Annotated in this window: 14 protein-coding genes and 1 pseudogene; 12 read left to right on the top strand and 3 right to left on the bottom strand. The window is 69.1% G+C overall.

The annotated features are described in order from the left end of the window. A pseudogene (locus BN2503_RS20100) lies at positions 1–130 on the top strand (IS110 family transposase); the annotation flags it as partial. 16 nt (positions 131–146) lie between these two features. Here the strand turns inward: BN2503_RS20100 and BN2503_RS13510 are convergent. Further along, entirely contained in the window at positions 147–1118 is a 972-nt protein-coding gene (locus BN2503_RS13510; RefSeq protein WP_054257187.1) for a tyrosine-type recombinase/integrase, read from the bottom strand. Between the two features lie 188 nt (positions 1119–1306). Here BN2503_RS13510 and BN2503_RS13505 point away from each other — a divergent pair, with 188 nt between their 5' ends. From BN2503_RS13505 to BN2503_RS13480, 6 genes are all read left to right on the top strand, one after another. Further along, entirely contained in the window at positions 1307–2431 is a 1125-nt protein-coding gene (locus tag BN2503_RS13505) for a flagellar basal body P-ring protein FlgI (protein ID WP_054257186.1), read from the top strand. Positions 2432–2433: 2 nt separating this feature from the next. Continuing rightward, entirely contained in the window at positions 2434–3333 is a 900-nt protein-coding gene (flgJ, locus tag BN2503_RS13500) for a flagellar assembly peptidoglycan hydrolase FlgJ (RefSeq protein ID WP_054257185.1), read from the top strand. A 19-nt stretch (positions 3334–3352) separates the two neighbouring features. Continuing rightward, positions 3353–5329 (top strand): flagellar hook-associated protein FlgK, encoded by a 1977-nt coding sequence (gene flgK / locus BN2503_RS13495; RefSeq protein ID WP_054257184.1) that lies wholly within the window; start codon positions 3353–3355, stop codon positions 5327–5329. 20 nt (positions 5330–5349) lie between these two features. Continuing rightward, positions 5350–6693: a flagellar hook-associated protein FlgL gene (gene flgL / locus BN2503_RS13490; RefSeq protein WP_054257183.1), complete on the top strand. Its 1344-nt coding sequence runs from the start codon at positions 5350–5352 to the stop codon at positions 6691–6693. Positions 6694–6714: 21 nt separating this feature from the next. After that, complete coding sequence (locus tag BN2503_RS13485; protein WP_054257182.1) at positions 6715–7971, top strand: YuxH family protein; 1257 nt, start codon at positions 6715–6717, stop codon at positions 7969–7971. Between the two features lie 100 nt (positions 7972–8071). Beyond that, positions 8072–9034 (top strand): IS1595 family transposase, encoded by a 963-nt coding sequence (locus BN2503_RS13480; RefSeq protein WP_054257181.1) that lies wholly within the window; start codon positions 8072–8074, stop codon positions 9032–9034. A gap of 45 nt (positions 9035–9079) precedes the next feature. Here BN2503_RS13480 and BN2503_RS13475 read toward each other — a convergent pair whose 3' ends face one another. Continuing rightward, the gene (locus BN2503_RS13475; RefSeq protein WP_054257180.1) at positions 9080–10549 is read right to left on the bottom strand and encodes an aminotransferase-like domain-containing protein; all 1470 of its coding nucleotides are present in this window, start codon (positions 10547–10549) and stop codon (positions 9080–9082) included. Between the two features lie 125 nt (positions 10550–10674). Here BN2503_RS13475 and BN2503_RS13470 point away from each other — a divergent pair, with 125 nt between their 5' ends. The 5 genes from BN2503_RS13470 to BN2503_RS13450 all read left to right on the top strand — a co-directional run bounded on the left by BN2503_RS13470 (position 10675) and on the right by BN2503_RS13450 (position 15474). Further along, positions 10675–11274 carry a LysE family translocator gene (locus BN2503_RS13470; protein ID WP_054257179.1) on the top strand — a complete coding sequence of 200 codons (600 nt, stop codon included), beginning with the start codon at positions 10675–10677 and terminating at the stop codon, positions 11272–11274. Next, positions 11271–12185 carry a DMT family transporter gene (locus BN2503_RS13465; RefSeq protein WP_054257178.1) on the top strand — a complete coding sequence of 305 codons (915 nt, stop codon included), beginning with the start codon at positions 11271–11273 and terminating at the stop codon, positions 12183–12185. Before BN2503_RS13470 ends, BN2503_RS13465 begins: the two co-directional genes overlap by 4 nt. Positions 12186–12304: 119 nt before the next feature. Continuing rightward, complete coding sequence (locus tag BN2503_RS13460; RefSeq protein ID WP_054257177.1) at positions 12305–13492, top strand: aminotransferase-like domain-containing protein; 1188 nt, start codon at positions 12305–12307, stop codon at positions 13490–13492. 87 nt (positions 13493–13579) lie between these two features. Continuing rightward, positions 13580–14428 (top strand): PhzF family phenazine biosynthesis protein, encoded by an 849-nt coding sequence (locus tag BN2503_RS13455; RefSeq protein WP_054257190.1) that lies wholly within the window; start codon positions 13580–13582, stop codon positions 14426–14428. 62 nt (positions 14429–14490) lie between these two features. Next, positions 14491–15474, top strand: a complete 984-nt coding sequence (locus BN2503_RS13450; protein WP_054257176.1) for a threonine dehydratase — start codon at positions 14491–14493, stop codon at positions 15472–15474. 2 nt (positions 15475–15476) lie between these two features. Here BN2503_RS13450 and BN2503_RS13445 read toward each other — a convergent pair whose 3' ends face one another. After that, the gene (locus BN2503_RS13445) at positions 15477–15794 is read right to left on the bottom strand and encodes an RcnB family protein (protein WP_411914288.1); all 318 of its coding nucleotides are present in this window, start codon (positions 15792–15794) and stop codon (positions 15477–15479) included. Positions 15795–16064 lie beyond the last annotated feature (270 nt).

Genomic DNA, 16064 nt, shown 5'->3' with positions numbered 1-16064 from the left:
CGAGCGTTTGAGGGCTGCGGGCAAACTGCCCAAGGTCGCCTTGGTGGCATGCATGCGCAAGCTGCTGACCACGCTCAACGCAATGGTCAGAACCGGCAAACCTTGGGACCCGTCGCTTCATCGTGCTTGACTTTGAAGACGGTTACTCAGAGGGGTGAGGGCTTCTTTTTTGCGCGGGGGTGCGCCTGGTCGTACACGCGGGCCAGGTGCTGAAAGTCGAGCCGCGTATAGGCCTGCGTGGTGGTGATGCTGGCGTGGCCCAGCAGCTCCTGCACGGCGCGCAGATCGCCACTGGACTGCAGCAGGTGGCTGGCAAACGAGTGGCGCAGCATGTGCGGGTGCACGGGCGTGCTCAGCCCCGCCTGCTGGCCGCGCTGGCGCAGGCGCGCCCACACCGACGCGGCTGACAGGCGCGCGCCGCGCCGCCCCACGAACAGCGCGCCGTCGGCCAGCCGCGCGCCGAAGGGCTGTTCGCGCAGCGCCAGCCAGGCACGCAGCGCCGCCAACGCAGCGCGGCCCACGGGCAGGCTGCGGCGCTTGCTGCCCTTGCCGAAGACATGGGCCTCGGCCGCGTCGAGGTCGATCCAGCCGCGCCCCTGCTGGTGCGCGGCGGGGCTGGCGGCCACATCCAGGCCCACCAGCTCGCCCACGCGCAGGCCGCAGCCGTACAGCAGCTCCACCATGGCGGCGTCGCGCGCCTCGACCCAGGGGTCGTCGCCGGGCTGCGCGAAGTCCGCCAGGCGTACGGCGTCGTCCACGGCCAGGGCCTTGGGCAAGGGCTTGGGCGCCTTGGGGGCGCGCAGGCCCTGCGCGGGGTTGTGCGCTGTCAGCCCTTGGCGCGCCGCCCAGCGGTAAAAGCCGCGCCAGCCCGAGAGGATGAGCACGATACCCCGCGCGCTGCGCCCGCCGCCGTGCATCTGCGCGACGAAGCGGCGCAGGTGCCCGCTGGTGAGCAGCAGCAGCGGCAGGCCCACCGCCTGCGCGTACTGGTGCAGGCGCAGCAGGTCCTGCGTGTACAGCGCCAGCGTGCGCGCGGCCAGGCGCTTTTCAACGCGCACGTGCTCCAGGTAGCGCAGGGCTTCGTCGGGCAATTCCGGGGGAGTGTTCGGCGGCGGCATGGTTGAAAAAATGATAGCTGATAGCGCTTGCCTGGTGCGCGCTGGAGGCCAAAAAGGCTTGAAAACCACACCGACATGCCTGGGGCCCGGAGTGAAGCCCGCCGCGCGCCCGATCCCGCCGATAAGCGCCCCCTCGCCCCCTCTTTTCGCCGCTTTGCCAAAGCGCTGCCTGACCACAATCAAACGCCATGAGAGCCTTGCCCTTCCCACGTCTCGCCCCCTGGCTGCTGCTGGTGCTGCTGGCCGGTGCCTGGAGCATTCCCGCGCACGCCCTGCGCATCAAGGAAGTGGCGGCCGTGCAAGGCGTGCGCAGCAACCAGTTGACCGGCTACGGCCTGGTGGTGGGCCTGGACGGCACGGGCGACCAGACCACGCAAATGCCCATCACCACCCAGGCGGTGCAGAACTACCTGCAGCAGATGGGTATCACCCTGCCGCCGGGCACCACGGCGCCGCAGCTGAAGAACGTGGCCACGGTGATCGTCACGGCGCAGTTGCCCGCATTCGCCCAGCCGGGGCAGTTCATCGACATCAACGTCTCCTCCATCGGCAACGCCAAGTCGCTGCGTGGTGGCACGCTGATTGCCACGCCCCTGCGCGGCGCCGACGGCGAGATTTACGCCCTGGCCCAGGGCAATGTGGTGGTCGGCGGCGCCGGTGCATCGGCTGGCGGCAGCAAGGTGCAGATCAACCACCTGAGCGCGGGCCGCGTGCCCGAGGGCGCGCAGGTGGAGCGCGCCGTGCCCACGCCGCTGCACGAGGGCAACACCATCACGCTGGGCCTGAATGCCTCGGACTTCCAGACCGCGCGCAAGGTGGCCCAGGCCATCAACAACCGCGCGGGCGCGGGCACCGCCACGGCGCTGGACGGGCGCACCGTCCAGGTCAACGCCCCGCTGGAGCCGGGCGCGCGCGTCAACTTCATTGCCGAGCTGGAGGAGCTGCAGGTGGCCGACGCCACGCCCGCCGCCAAGGTGGTCATCAACGCGCGCACAGGCTCCATCGTGCTCAACCAGGCCGTGACGCTGGGCCCCTGCGCCATCGCGCACGGCAACCTGGCCATCACCATCAGCAGCACGCCGGTCATCAGCCAGCCCAACCCGCTGTCGCAGGGCCAGACCGTGGTGGCGCAGAAGAGCGACATCCAGATCAAGCAGGAGCCCGGCATCATGATGACGCTGCCGCCCTCGCCGCAATTGGCCGACGTAGTGCGCGCCATCAACACCCTGGGCGCCACACCGCAGGACTTGCTGGCCATTCTGCAGGCCATCAAGGCCGCCGGTGCGCTCAACGCCGAGCTGGAGGTGATCTAGCCATGGCCTACACCAGCACCCTGCCTGCCGGCAACACCATGGCCAACCAGGCCCTGGCCGCCGACGGACGTGCGCTCAACGCGCTCAAGGTGCAGGCGGGCCAGAACAGCCCCGAGGCTGCGCGCGAGGCCGCCAAGCAGTTCGAGTCGCTGTTCATGCGCGAAATGATCAAGAGCATGCGCGAGGCGACGATGAAGTCCGGCCTGCTCGATGGCGCCGAGGGCAACCTTGCCAACGACATGTACGACCAGCAGTTGTCGGTACAGATGTCGGGCCTGCCCGGCGGCCTGACCGAAGCCATCCAGCGCCAGCTCACACGCCAGATGGGTGGCACCGAGGCCGAGCTGTCGATCCCCTCCACCCTGAGCCTGGACACCAGCGCGCTACGCCTCACCGCCAGCACGAAGAACAGCACCACGCCCTCGCCCAAGGGGCTGGACGCCTTCGTGCAACACCACCGTGCCACGGCCGAGCGCGTGGCGCAGGACAGCGGCATCCCCGCCAGCTTCATGCTTGGCCAGGCGGGCCATGAGACTGGCTGGGGCAAGGGCGAGATCCGCCACAAGGACGGCAGCGCTGCCTACAACCTGTTCGGCATCAAGGCAGGCAAGAACTGGACCGGCAAGGTGGCCGAGGTCACCACCACCGAATACATCAACGGCGTGGCGCGCAAGGTCACAGCCAAGTTCCGCGCCTACGACTCCTACGAGGACTCGTTCCGCGACTACGCCCGCCTCATCAACGATAACCCGCGCTACGAGAAGGCACGCGAGAAGGTCGGCTCCGCCGTGGCCTATGCCACAGAGCTGCAAAAGGCCGGCTACGCCACCGACCCCGAGTACGCCAGCAAGCTCAGCCGCGCCATCCAAAGCACCCTGCGGGTCGGCCGCGCACAAGCCTGAAACGGCAAGGATCTGAACCATGAGCCTCTTGAACGTCGGCGCCCGCGCCCTGATGGCCAACCAGGTAGCCCTGCAGACCACCGGCCACAACATTGCCAACGTCAGTACCGCCGGCTACTCGCGCCAGTCGGCGCAGATGGTCACTGTGCAGGGCCAGTTCACCGGCAACGGCTATGTGGGCCAGGGTGTGGACGTGCAAACCATCCTGCGCAACCACAACGAACTGCTGACGCGCCAAGCGGCCATGGCAGGCTCTGCGCAGTCGTCCGACGTGGTGCGCGTGCAGCGCCTGGAGCAGATGCAGGACGTCTTTTCGGGCGGCAAGGACGGCTTGGGCACAGCCATTTCCGACATGCTGGGTTCGCTGTCGGACGTTCTCAACTCCCCCACCGACATGACTGCGCGCACCGTGACGCTCACGCGCATGAGCGAGACCGCAGCACGCTTTCGTTCGGCAGCGGATCGTCTCTACGACATCGAAAACACAGTCAACGAGCAGCTCAAGAACAACGTCACCAAGATCAACAGCCTGGCCAAGAACATCGCCGATGTGAACGAGCAGATCGCCTCGGCCACCGGCAACGGCCAGGTGCCCAACGACCTGCTGGACAAGCGCGACCAGCTCATCCGCGAGCTCAACCAGTACATCCAGACCACGCAGATTCCCGCCGACGACGGCTCCGTGGGCCTGTTCATCGCCGGCAGCCAGCCACTGGTGCTGGGCAACACAGCCACGCCGATGTCGGTGAGCGAGGCCAGCGAGTTCCCCGGCAGCGGCAAGATCGCCGTGTACTTCAACCGCCCCGGCGCCTCGCCGCTGGAGCTGAACGAGAGCATGCTCGGCGGCGGCGAGGTGACAGGCCTGCTGCGCTTCGCCAACAACGACCTGGCCGAGGGCCGTAACCTGCTCGGGCGCATGGCGCAGGCCATCGGCATGAGCATGAATGCGCAGAACAAGCTCGGCCTCACGCTCGACGGCCAGCTTGGCAAGGACCTGTTCTCCGTGCCCACCAGCGCACCCGGCTACAGCAGCGGCGTGGGCGTGGGCAGCGTGGCCTTCAGCAACCCGACCCAGTTCGCCGCCTCGGACTACGAAGTGCGCTTCACCACCCCGCCCGCGGGCCAGGTGGTGCGCCTGTCGGACGGCAAGGCCACCGCCTTCACCGACCTGACCAACCTGGCCAGCCAGCAGATCGACGGCCTCACTTTCAACGTCACCACCGCCGGCAACGCGGGTGAGCGCATCCTGTTCAAGCCGTTCGCCAACACCGCGGCCAACATCCAGGGGCTGGTCAACGCCCCCAGCGAGCTAGCCGCGGCCAACCAGATCAACGCCGCCATGGGCACGTCCAACGCAGGTTCGCTGCAGTTGAGCGGGCTCAAGGCGACGGGTATTCCGGCGCTGACGCTACCGGCCTTCGGCACGAACGTGACGCTCAGCTTCAACGGCACGGGCGGCTTCAGCATCGCTGGCGCGGCGGGCACGCCCATGGATATTTCCACCACCCCGCCGACGCCGCTGACCCCCACGAACCCCGGGCCGCCGCCGGTCTACAGCTACACCTCGGGCCAGGCGATCAACGTCGACGGCTGGCAGATCACGCTGCAGGGCACGCCCAAGGCCGGCGACACGGTGCGCATCGGCAACGCGCTGGATCCGCAGTACGGCGACGCCTACAAGCGCAATGCCGGCAACGCCGGCGCGCTGATGAACCTGCGGGACGCGCAGATGTTCGACAACGCCACCCTGCAGGACGGCTGGGCCAGCGCCATGTCGCAGGTCGGCACGCGCACGCAGAGCGCGCAGTACGCGGCCAACATGTCCACCAGCATCGCCGACAGCCTGGAAAGCCAGCGCGTGGCGGTATCCGGCGTCAACCTCGACGAGGAAGCCGCCAAGCTGATCCAGTACCAGCAGGCCTACCAGGCTTCGGCCAAAATGCTGCAAATTGCCCAGAGCATCTTCGACAGCCTGCTGCAGACCGTCAGCCGCTGATCCGCCCCCAGGAGACCACCATGAGCAACAGCCTCACCATCTACCGCATGGGCACGGCCAACACGTACGACAACGCGCGCCAGAACCTGAACGTACGCCAGAACATCCTGTCGGGCCTGCAGGAAAACCTCACCTCCGGCAAGCGCGTGGTGCGCCCCAGCGACGACCCCGTGGCCGCCGCGCAGGCCGAGCGCGCGCTCACGCGCATCAACCGCATCCAGACCGAGCAGCGCGCGCTCGAAGTGCAGCGCAACGCCGTGGCCCAGGCCGAGTCGACGCTGGGCGACGCCGTGAAGCTGGTGCAGAACATGCGCGAGATCATGGTGGCCGCGGGCGGCGGCACGCTCAAGCCCGAGGACCGCAAGACCTACGCCAACCAGTTGCAGAGCCTGCGCGAGCAGCTCACCGAGGTGGTCAACCGCAAGGACACCAACGGCATTCCGCTGCTCGGCGCGCTCGGCAGCGCACTCACGCCCTTCCTCGGGCCGCTCACGGGCAACCCCGACTACCAGTTCGACGGCCTGCCCGGCCAGAACGCCAGCAGCGGCGTGACCGTGCCGCTCACGCTCGACGGCCACTCGGCCTTCATGTTCGACCCGCAGCGCGACGGCGTGTACAACGCCAGCATCTCCAACGCCAACCCGGCCTACCCGCAGGACGGACGCCGCTTCGGCACCGACGCCGTGCAGGTCACCAACGCGCATCTGCTGCAGCAGCCCGCGCCGCCGGCCAACCCGTACACCTACTCCGTCACCTTCACCGGCATGACGATGAACCCCGACGGCACCTACGACGCCACCTACGACATCAGCAGCAACAACCCCGGCTACACCTCGCCCGGCCCGCAGACCGTGACCGGGCTGAAGGCCGACCAGCTCACCTCCATCCCCGTCAGCATCGCCGACCCCGGCGGCGCCACGCTCAAGTTCAACATCAGCGCCACGCCCACCAAGGACCCCAGCGGCAACCTGGTGCCCTCGCCCGCCCCGGGCGACACCGTGACGCTCACCGCCAGCCCCAGCATCGCCAGCGTCATCGACACGGCCATCCGCGACATCGGTGGCGCCGCCAACAACAACGCCGCCAGCCAGGCCGTGGGCCAGGCGCTGGCCAACATCGACAAGGGCCTGGAGCGCCTGCACAACATGCGCGGCTACGCAGGCGAGCTGCTCAACCGCGCCGACCGCATCACCGGCGACCAGGAAAATCGCTCAATCCAGCTCGAAGCCGACCGCTCGCGCGCCGAGGATCTGGATATGATCAAAGGCATATCCGAATTCCAGAACGCCCAGGTCGGATACCAGGCCGCCCTCCAGTCCTACGCCCAGGTACAGAAGCTGAGCCTGTTCAACTACATCAGCTAAAGCGCCCCGCGCAACCCCTCCATGGTGCAATCCGTCCTCGGCAGCCTCACGCTTGGCTACCGCTCGTTGTGGAACGCCAGCCGCCGCCTCGCTGGCGTGCAGCTTTATATCCAGGACGACCCTGCCATCACCGTGGATGCGCCGCACCTGCTGCGCACGCTGCAGGAGCTGTGGTCGGCCAGCTCTCCCCCGCTGCTGCTCTCGCCCCAGTCGCGCCAGCTGCTGCTGCAGCTGCTGCAGCAGGCGCCCCGCGGCAGCCCGTGGATCGAGGTGCGCGGCGACTGGCTCGCCGACTCCACACTGTTCGCGGCCGTGCAGACCGGCCACCAGCGCGGCCTCAAGCTCGTGTGGCGTGGCGAGCTGGCGCAGCTGCCGCCCGCCGACATCGCCAGCTGCTTCGACAACAGCCTGCTGAGCCTGTCTCCCCAAGATGCGGTGACCGCGCTGCAATCGGTGGCCGCGCGCGCCCCAGGCAGCGGCGTGCAGCGCCCGCCCCCCCCGCCGCGCCCCAGCCCGCTGATCGACGGGCAGATGTACGAGAACCTGCCCAACCTGGCCCTGGCCTCGCTGTGCCTGGACCGGCACCGCGCCGTGGCCGTGGCTGGCTGGCCCACCGAAGACGTGCTTTACGGCCTGCGCCACCAGCCCCTGCAGCCCGCGCGCGAGAGCGTGCTGCGCCTGATGAAGGCCATCGACGCCGAGCAATCGCTCGAAGCCTTCGAGCACATCCTGGGCGAGGAGCCGCTGCTGGCCTACCGCTTCATGGTCTACACCAACTCAGCGGCGCTGGGCCTGCGCACGGGCGTCGACTCGCTGCGCCGCGGCCTCGTCATGATGGGCTACGGCACGCTGCAGCGCTGGCTGGCCAACCAACTGCCCCACGCCAACCAGGACCCGAACCTGCAGCCCATCCGCGAAGCCATGGTGCTGCGCGCCCGGCTCACCGAACGCCTGGTGGAAGCCGGCATCGAACACAACCTGCGCCGCGAGGTCTACCTCACGGGCCTGTTCTCGCAGCTCGACGAACTGCTGAGCGAGCCCATGGGCACCATCCTGCGGCGCCTGCCGCTGTCGGACCGCATTGCGGACGCCATCGTGCTGCAAACCGGCCCTTACGCGCCCGCGCTGCAAATGGCCAGCGCCCTCGAACGCGACGACGCCAAGGTCGTGCGCACCCTGTGCGAAACGCACGAGATGGACCAGGAGAGCGTCAACCGCGCGCTGCTGCGCGTGCTGTGTGACCTGCAGGTGGAACGGCCCGGCGCGCACAAAGACTGAAGCAAAAATGCCTGATTAGCGACATACCTCAGACTGCGCCGAACGAACACGGGATAACTGGCTCCAACACACATGCCGAGCCATCGGCCAAGGAGCAGCAATGTCCATCAATGCCATCCAGTTCCAACGCGGCCTGTCACTGCCCCAGTTTCAAGCCCTGTACGGCAGCGAGCAGCAGTGCGAGCGCGCTCTTGTCGCTGCCCGTTGGCCCCATGGCTGGCAGTGCGCGCACTGCGGCTGCAAGCGCTTTTTCCACACTCGCAATGGCACGGGCCGACTGCTGTGGGAGTGCTTCCTTTGTGGCTACCAAAGCTCATCCATCGTGGGCACCGTGATGGAGCACACCCACCTGCCCCTGAGGCTGTGGTTCCTGGCCATGTACCTGCTGACACAAAACAAGAACGCCATCAGCGCCCTGGCGCTCAAGCGCCAATTGGGCGTGTCCTACAAAACGGCATGGCTCATGAAGCACAAGCTGATGCAGACCATGGCGCAGCGCGATGAGCGCTACCGTCTGCAAGGGCGTGTGGAGATCGACGATGCCTACCTCGGCGGTGAGCGTGCGGGCCATATCAACGGCGGGCGCCGCGCGGCCAACAAGACGGCCTTCGTCGCTGCGGTGCAGACCAGCGACGATGGCCGGCCCCTGTATATGCGCCTGACGCCTGTGGCGGACTTCACCAACGAGCACATGCGGCACTGGGCCAGTCGCCACCTGAGTGCGGGCTGCCACGTGGTCAGCGATGGCACGCGTGCCTTTGCCCAGGTGCAGCATGCCCAGGCCACGCACGAGCGTTACGTGACTGGCGGTGGGCGCAAGGGGGCGCAGACACCCCAGCTGCGTTGGGTCAACACCTTGCTGGGCAACCTCAAGACCAGCATGGCGGGGACCTATCACTCGTTTGATCACACCAAGTACGCACAGCGCTACTTGGCTGAGTTCTGCTGGCGGTTCAACCGCCGCTTTGATATGCCTGCCATGCTGCCCAGACTGTTGAGGGCCTTGGTGACTACTCCTGCACTGCCTTTGAAGCTGCTGCGGACATCTGAGGTAAGTGGCTAATCAGGCAAAAATGGGCCAAAGCCCTTACCTGCCAAGCGCCAGCAGCTATTTTTTTTGCACCTTTTCCAGCGTTTGCGCGCGCACGCGCTGGAATACGCGCCAGAACTGCGCGTCCTGCGTGGTGGAGAAGTTGATGCGCATCAGCGTGCTGGGCTGGCGGCTGGCGTGGAACAGCGCGCCGGGCGCGAGCAGGTAGCCCTCGTCCAGCATGCGCTGGGCCAGCACGTCGGTGTCCACCCCGGTTTCGACCCAGCCGAACATGCCGCCCGGCTCGGCGGCGAAGGTGCAGCCGGCCTCCAGCGCCAGTTGCACGCTGCGCGCGCGCGCCTGGGCCAGGCGCTGGCGCATGCGCTCGCCATGGCGGCGCAGCTGGCCCTGCTCGATGCACAGGGCCAGCGCCTTTTCCAGCAGCGAGGGCGTGGTGAGCGTGGACAGCAGCTTGGTGTCGAGCAGGCGCTCCATCAGCGCCGCGGGCGCGGCCAGGTAGCCCACGCGCCAGGCCGGCGCCAGGATCTTGGCAAAACCGCCCACGTAGATGCTGCGCGACAGGCCGTCGAGCACAGTCAGGCGCGTGGCGTGCCCGGGGGCGATGTGGCTGTAGGTGTCGTCTTCCACCACATAAAAGCCGTGGCGCTGCGCCAGCTGCAGCACCTGGTGCGCGCGCCAGGGCGCGAGGCTGTAGCCGGTGGGGTTGTGCAGCACGCTCACGCTGACGAACAGCTTGGGCGCGTGCAGCTCGCAGTAGCGCGCCATGACCTCCAGGTCGGGGCCCTCGGCGCGGCGCGGCACGGGCAGCACGCGCATGCCCAGCGCGTCGAGCCGGGCGAACTCGACCGACCAGCCCGGCTCCTCCACCATCACCGGGTCGCCCGCCTTGAGCAGGGTGCGGCTCACGATGTCCAGCGCCTGCGTGGCGCCCACCGTGGTCATCACCTGCGCGGGCGAGGCGGGCACGCCCAGGTCCTGCAGGCGGTGCGACAGCGCGGCGCGCAGCGCGGGCGTGCCCAGCGGGTCGCCGTAGCCCAGCAGGCTGTCTTGTAGCGCGCCTTCGGCCATGACCTTGCGCACGGCGGCGGGCAGGAAGCTGGTTTGCAGCCAGTCCATGGGCAGCACGCCCGAGCCAGGCTGCGGCGTGTTCGAGCCCTGGTGGAACATGCCCCGGATCAGCGCGGTGGCGTTGAAGCGCGAGCCCGAGGCCGCCTGCTGCGCCGTTCCCTCGGCCTCGCGCACTATGCTTTTGAGAGCTGCTGGCGCTTTATCCACGGGCGCTGCAGGCGTTTTTTGTGCCGCATCACGCACGAAGAAGCCACGCTGCGGCCGCGCCTCCACCAGCCCTTGCGCCAGCAGCTGGTCGTAGGCCGCCACCACGGTGTACGGGCTCACGCCCTGCTGGCGCGCACATTCGCGCACCGAGGGCAGGCGCGCACCGGCGGGTAGCAGGCGGTTGCGAATGCGCTCGGCAAAGCGCTCGGCGAGCTGCTCGGTCAACGACGACTGGGCGGATCGTTTCAACATGCTGGCAAGAGCCCTGGTCTGTAGTGACGCATGGGCCAATACAGTGAATTGATTTGTCAGGAAAACTGTATTGGCACTGTAATGGTGAAAGCCCTACATTGGGTATCCACATTGCAAAAAATCCCATGCCCCTCGCTGAATTCACCGCCCTGCTGGCGCTGGCCACCGCCATGAGCTTCACGCCCGGCCCCAACACCACGCTGTCCACCGCGCTGGCCGCCAACCGCGGCCTGCGCCCGGCGCTGCGCTTCGTTTGCGCCGTGCCGGTGGGCTGGACGGCGCTGCTGCTGCTGTGCGCGGGCGGCGTGGGTGCCGTGGTGGTGGCGGCGCCCGCGTTGCGCTGGGGCATCAAGGCCGTGGGCATTGGCTACCTGCTGTGGCTGGCCTGGAAGCTCAGCGGCAGCAGCCGCCTGAGCGAGGCCGACGCACGGCGCCTGAACGTGGGCTTCTGGCAGGGCGCAGCGCTGCAGTTCGTCAACATCAAGGCCTGGCTGCTGGCGCTGACCATCGTCGCCGGCTGGGTTGCCGGGCACGGCGACAGCCTGCAGCGCCTGGCCGTGGTGCTGCCGGTGATGGTGTTCTTCGCGTTCTCCAGCAACCTGACCTACGCTGCCGTGGGCGCGCTCCTGCGCCAGTGGCTGGCGCAAGGGCGGCGCCTGCTGTGGTTCAACCGCGCCATGGCGCTGGTGCTGGTGGCCACGGCGGCCTGGATGGTGGCGGCATGAGCGCCCATCCATCCCATCACCCCTCGCGCCAGGACCAGACCCTGGGCCTGTGGCTGGGCGTGCTGGGGGTGGCGATCTTCGCCGTCACCCTGCCCGCCACGCGGCTGGCCACGGGCACGCACGAGCAGCCCCAGCTCTCGCCCTGGTTCGTCACGCTGGGCCGTGCGGCGCTGGCGGGGCTGCTGTCGGCCGTCTTTTTGCTGGCCACGCGCTCGCCGCGCCCGCAGCCGCACCAGTTCAAGCACCTGGGCTGGGCCGTGCTGGGCAATGCCCTGGGCTACCCGCTGCTGCTGGCGTATGCGCTGCGCAGCGTCACGGCCAGCCATGCGGCCGTGGTCACGGCGCTGCTGCCACTGGTGACGGCGGGCGTGGCGGCGCTGGTGTTGCACCAGCGCGCGCGCCTGGGCTTTTGGGTGTGCGCGGTGCTAGGCAGCGTGCTGGTGGTGGCGTTCTCGCTGCTGCGCGGCGGGCAGCAGGGCCACGGCTTCGGCCTGGAGCCGGCCGACGCGCTGCTGGTGGGCGCCGTGGTGGCGGCCTCGGTCGGCTACATCCACGGCGCGCGCATCACGCCCGCGCTGGGGGCCGAGCGCGTGATCTGCTGGGTGTGCCTGCTGGCGCTGCCCGCCACCCTGCCGGCCACGCTGTGGCTGTGGCCGACGCAGCCCATCGCGCCGTCGGCCTGGGGCGGATTCCTGTACGTGGGGGTGTTTTCGATGTGGGCGGGCTTCTTCGCCTGGTACCGCGGGCTGGCCCTGGGCGGTGCGCTGCGCGTGAGCCAAACGCAGCTGCTGCAGCCGTTCTTTTCCATCCTGGCCGCCATCCCGCTGCTGGGCGAGCCGCTGGACGTGGTGACGCTCGGCTTCGCCCTGGCGGTGGTGGCCACCGTGGTGGCGGGCAAGCGGCTGTCATGAGCCACGCGCACGCCCGATACCATTGCACCCGCCGCCCCACCCGCAGGGCGGCAGCCCGCCGCACAACGGCATTTTCTGAACGATTCGGCGCACCCAGCGTGCGCCCCTGGAGATACTGAATGACGAACTGGACCCTGGCCGCACGCGCCGCCAAGATGAACCCCTCGGTGATCCGCGAGATCCTCAAGGTCACCGAAAAGCCCGGCATCATCAGCCTGGCCGGCGGCCTGCCCTCGCCCAAGACCTTCCCGGTCGATGCGTTCGCGCGTGCTGCCGCCACCGTGCTGGCCGAGGACGGCCCCGCGGCCCTGCAATACGCCGCGAGCGAGGGCTTTCCCGCGCTGCGCGAGGCCGTGGCCCAGTGGCTGCCGTGGGACGTGGACCCGGCCCAGGTGCTGATCACCACGGGCTCGCAGCAAGGCCTGGACCTGGTGGCCAAGGTACTGGTCGATGAGGGCAGCCGCGTGCTGGTCGAGACACCCACCTACCTGGGCGCGCTGCAGGCCTTCTCGCCCATGGAGCCGACCATCGTGAGCGTGGCCAGCGACGACGAAGGCCCGCTGGTGGACGACTTCGCCGCAACGGCCGGACACGACAGCGGGCGCGCGCGCTTCATGTACCTGCTGCCCAACTTCCAGAACCCCACGGGCCGCACCATGAGCGAGGCGCGCCGCGCCGCACTGGTGGCCAAGGCGGACGAACTGGGCGTGCCCCTGGTCGAGGACAACCCCTACGGCGACCTGTGGTTCGACCAGCCGCCGCCCGCGCCGCTGACGGCACGCAACCCCGAGGGCTGCATTTACCTGGGCAGCTTCTCCAAGGTGCTGGCCCCCGGCCTGCGCCTGGGCTACGTGGTGGCGCCCAAGGCCATCTACCCCAAGCTGCTGCAGGCCAAGCAGGCAGCCGACCTGCACAGCCCCAGCTTCAACCAGCGCCTGGTCGCCGAGGTGCTGAAGGACGGCTTCCTGGAGCGCCACGTCCCCACCATCCGCGCGCTGTACAAGCGCCAGCGCGATGCCATGCACGCCGCGCTGGAGCGCGAGCTGGCCAGCCTGGGCGTGACCTGGAGCCGCCCCGACGGCGGCATGTTCCTGTGGGCACGCCTGCCCGAGGGCATGAACGCCATCGAACTGCTGCCCGAGGCCGTGGAGCGCAACGTGGCCTTCGTGCCCGGCGCGGCCTTCTATGCCGAGGCACCGGACGCGCGCACGCTGCGCCTGTCATTCGTGACGGCCAGCCCGGCGCAGATCGACACCGGCATCAAGGCGCTGGCAGACACCGTGCGCGCGCGCCTGGCACGCGCCTAACCCCCTCCCCCTTCCCCTCCCGCAGCACCCCGCCCCTGGCCCGCGCCAGGGGCGTGGCCTGCCACACCCTGGAAAAACGCCATGCCCCTGCGCCAACGCCCTTTCAAGCAAGTCGATGTCTTCACTGCCGATGCCTACCGCGGCAACCCGCTGGCCGTGGTGCTGGACGGCACAGGCCTCACCACCGAGGCCATGCAGCACTTCACGCACTGGACCAATCTGTCCGAAGCCACCTTCGTGCTGCCGCCCACGGCCGAAGGCCGCGCGGCCGGGGCCGACTACCGCGTGCGCATCCTCTGCCCCGGGCGTGAGCTGCCCTTTGCCGGGCACCCCACGCTGGGCACCTGCCACGCCTGGCTTGAAGCGGGCGGCCAGCCGCACCAAGACGGCGTGGTGGTGCAGGAATGTGGCGTGGGCCTGGTCACGCTGCGCCGCGAGGGCGCCCGGCTGGCCTTTGCCGCACCGCCGCTGTGCCGCAGCGGCCCGCTGGACGAGACGGACGTGCAACGCATCGCCCAGGGCCTGGGCGTAGCGCGCAGCGACATCGCCGCGCACGCCTGGTGCGACAACGGCCCGCAGTGGCGCGGTGTGATGCTGCGCGACACCCAGCAGGTGCTGGCGCTGCGCCCCGACGCTGCCCTGCTCGCCGGCCTGGACGTGGGCGTGGTGGCGCCCCTCGGCGCCGAGGGCATCGCCTTCGAGGTGCGCGCCTTCTTCCCGGGCAACAACGGCCTGACCGAAGACCCCGTGACCGGCAGCCTCAACGCCGCGCTGGCGCAATGGCTCATCGGCGCCGGGCTGGCCCCGGCACGCTACGTGGCGCGCCAGGGTACGGCGCTGCAGCGCGCCGGGCTCGTCCATGTGGCGCAGGAAGACGGCCACATCTGGGTTGGCGGCAGCAGCGTGACGTGCATCGACGGCACGGTGCTGCTCTGACCGGACTACAAATTTAATAGCTGCTAGCGCTTTATCAGTAAGCCCCAGAGGCCAATTTGACCATGAAAAACCCCGCTTCCTCCTTGCCCACCCTGGCCGACATCGAGGCCGCCGCCCAGCTCATCTACCAGGACTTCCCCGCCACGCCGCAATACCGCTGGGCGCTGCTGGGCGAGCGCCTGGGCACCGAGTGCTGGCTCAAGCACGAGAACCACACGCCCGTGGGCGCGTTCAAAATCCGTGGCGGCCTGACCTACTTCGACCAGCTGGCGCAGCGCGGCGCGCTGCCGCGCGAAGTCATCAGCGCCACACGCGGCAACCACGGCCAGAGCATGGGCTGGGCCGCGCGCCGCCACGGCGTGGCCTGCACCATCGTCGTGCCGCGCGGCAACTCACACGAGAAGAACGCCGCCATGCGCGCGCTGGGGGTCACGCTGGTCGAGCACGGCAACGACTTTCAGGAGGCCCGCGAGCACGCCATGCACCTGGCCGCCGAGCGCGGCGCGCACATGGTGCCCAGCTTTCACACCGACCTGCTGCGCGGCGTGGCCACGTACTGGTGGGAGTTTCTGCGCGCCGTGCCGCACATGGCCGTGGCCTACGTGCCCATCGGCCAGGGCTCGGGCGCATGCGCGGCCATTGCCGCCAAACAGGCACTGGGGCATGGCGTGCGCATCGTCGGCGTGGTCAGCAGCCATGCCACCACCTACGCCGACTCGATCGCCGCCGGCCGCGTGGTGGAAAGCGCCGTGACCACGCAGCTGGCCGATGGCATGGCCTGCCGCGTGGCCGACCAGGCCGCGCTCGACATCCTGGCGCCGCACCTCGACCACCTGGTCCAGGTGAGCGACGCCGAGGTGGCCGCCGCCATGCACGCCCTCTACACCGACACGCACAACGCGGCCGAGGGCGCCGGCGCCGCCGCACTGGCCGCCGCGCTGCAGGAGAAAGAACGCCTCGCCGGCCAGGCCGTGGGCGTAGCCCTCACCGGCGGCAATGTGGACGCAGCAGTCTTTGCGCGCGTGCTCGGCGGCGCGTCCTGCTGAAGTCAGTTACTGAAAATGATTTGCGCGATCACGCCGGTGGCGATGGCCACGAGCAGGTAGTCGGGCCCGTACTGCACCCAGTGGTAGCCCCGGGGCGGCGGCGCCAGCCGGTGCATGCGCCAGTCGTTCACGACGTAGTGGCCGCCGCGGTACGGTGGCGGAATGCGCGCGCCGCGGTACCAGTTGTGCTGCGGCCCGGCACCGCGCTGGCCGTGAAAATGCGGCCCCTGCGCATGCGGCGGCTTGTGCGGCCGGTGGCCCGGCCGGGCCTGCGGCGGCATAGGGTGCGGCGGCGCGGCGTAGCGGTGGGCGCCGGTCATGGCCGGGCGGCGGGCGATGGGGCTGCGCCATGGCCAGCGATGAAGTCGCCAGCAGCGCAGCCGCTACCAAGGCAGCACCGGTGCGGCGGTATGCGTGTTGCATGGTGTCTCGTCCTTTCGCTTGGGGGTGAAACGATGGTGCATTCTGTAGCCAGCGCGCAGGCCCGCGCATGTCGTAAACATGCACGGCTGGTGAAGCTTGTGACCCAATGCAACACTGCCCCCCGCAGCCGTCGCTGCGGAGACAGGCCATGGCGCAGCGCCTCCGGA

The sequence above is a fragment of the Paenacidovorax caeni genome (assembly GCF_001298675.1).
In the GTDB taxonomy this organism is placed as follows: Bacteria; Pseudomonadota; Gammaproteobacteria; order Burkholderiales; family Burkholderiaceae_C; genus Paenacidovorax; species Paenacidovorax caeni.
This window is presented reverse-complemented; position numbering and strand designations above follow the sequence as displayed.

Bases quoted from the DNA above. Each gene is read 5' to 3' on its own strand.
- BN2503_RS13510 (WP_054257187.1), bottom strand. From the start codon at position 1,118: ATGCCGCCGCCGAACACTCCCCCGGAATTGCCCGACGAAGCCCTGCGC.
- BN2503_RS13470 (WP_054257179.1), top strand. From the start codon at position 10,675: ATGCCCCTCGCTGAATTCACCGCCCTGCTGGCGCTGGCCACCGCCATG.
- BN2503_RS13450 (WP_054257176.1), top strand. From the start codon at position 14,491: ATGAAAAACCCCGCTTCCTCCTTGCCCACCCTGGCCGACATCGAGGCC.
- BN2503_RS13505 (WP_054257186.1), top strand. From the start codon at position 1,307: ATGAGAGCCTTGCCCTTCCCACGTCTCGCCCCCTGGCTGCTGCTGGTG.
- BN2503_RS13475 (WP_054257180.1), bottom strand. From the start codon at position 10,549: ATGTTGAAACGATCCGCCCAGTCGTCGTTGACCGAGCAGCTCGCCGAG.
- BN2503_RS13460 (WP_054257177.1), top strand. From the start codon at position 12,305: ATGACGAACTGGACCCTGGCCGCACGCGCCGCCAAGATGAACCCCTCG.
- flgL (WP_054257183.1), top strand. From the start codon at position 5,350: ATGAGCAACAGCCTCACCATCTACCGCATGGGCACGGCCAACACGTAC.
- BN2503_RS13480 (WP_054257181.1), top strand. From the start codon at position 8,072: ATGTCCATCAATGCCATCCAGTTCCAACGCGGCCTGTCACTGCCCCAG.
- BN2503_RS13465 (WP_054257178.1), top strand. From the start codon at position 11,271: ATGAGCGCCCATCCATCCCATCACCCCTCGCGCCAGGACCAGACCCTG.
- flgK (WP_054257184.1), top strand. From the start codon at position 3,353: ATGAGCCTCTTGAACGTCGGCGCCCGCGCCCTGATGGCCAACCAGGTA.
- BN2503_RS13485 (WP_054257182.1), top strand. From the start codon at position 6,715: ATGGTGCAATCCGTCCTCGGCAGCCTCACGCTTGGCTACCGCTCGTTG.
- BN2503_RS13445 (WP_411914288.1), bottom strand. From the start codon at position 15,794: ATGACCGGCGCCCACCGCTACGCCGCGCCGCCGCACCCTATGCCGCCG.
- flgJ (WP_054257185.1), top strand. From the start codon at position 2,434: ATGGCCTACACCAGCACCCTGCCTGCCGGCAACACCATGGCCAACCAG.